Source organism: Alcanivorax sp. HI0044, assembly GCF_001634945.1.
In genome coordinates, this window is record NZ_LWEZ01000609.1 from 1 (window position 1) to 762 (window position 762).

General features: G+C 57.2%; 1 protein-coding gene and 1 pseudogene. One reads left to right on the forward strand and one right to left on the reverse strand.

Features of this window, described 5'->3' with window-relative positions; translation table 11 throughout:
* Window positions 1-454, reverse strand: a 454-nt coding sequence (locus A3730_RS07340) for a TetR/AcrR family transcriptional regulator (protein ID WP_063537812.1), incomplete at its 3' end; no start/stop codon positions are given.
* Window positions 455-559: 105 nt separating this feature from the next.
* On the opposite strand from A3730_RS07340, the pseudogene A3730_RS32565 reads away from it, so the two are divergent.
* Window positions 560-762 (forward strand): annotated as a pseudogene (locus A3730_RS32565) (NAD-dependent epimerase); the annotation flags it as partial.

Here is a 762-nt window from a genome sequence, read left to right on the forward strand (position 1 = left end):
CTGCCATCAAGACCTGCTGTAATTCGATTTCCAACTGCCGGGTGGCCGGCAACTGGTGCAAGTAAGGCACCTGGAAAACCAACACCCGCAATAACGCTCGATGCTTGCGCATTAGCCGGTAAATGGCGCCCAGAAAATATTGCATGGCGCTGTTTAAATCATTGCGACTGTCTGTCAGCGCCAGCCGACCTTCCAGCATGGCCCTGGCCTCTGCCACCATGTCCTGCACTAACCGCGCCACAATGGCATCCTTGCCGGGAAAGTACTCATACACCGACCCGATGCTGACACCCGCCACTTCCGCAATGGCATTGGTGCTAAGCCCGGCGTATCCCCGGGTCTCCAAAATCCGAGCACATGCCTGCACCATCGCCTGAACCGAGGCTTTCGAACGGGCCTGCCTGGGCTCTTTTTTGACAGTAAAATCAGAGACTTTCCAGCGAACCTGCCCCATACAACGCCACTCCTTGCCAACGGAGAAACCCGAGTATTTCCGAGTATATGCTCAGGTTACACTGGATGCATTCGCTCATTCCATGGATCCACTCGAGAGCCCATCATGTCCAATGCCGTGAAATTCAGAACCCCCAAAGTCCTGCCTTACGTAAACAGGCTCCGGGATCACTGGGCCTGGCATCTCAAGCGTGCCGTGGCGCCGGGCAAAGCATTGCAACAGCGGGTCAACGGCAAAGTGATTCTGCTCACCGGCGCCAGCTCGGGCATCGGCGCCCTGGTGGCAGACAAGCTTGCCGATGCCGGCGC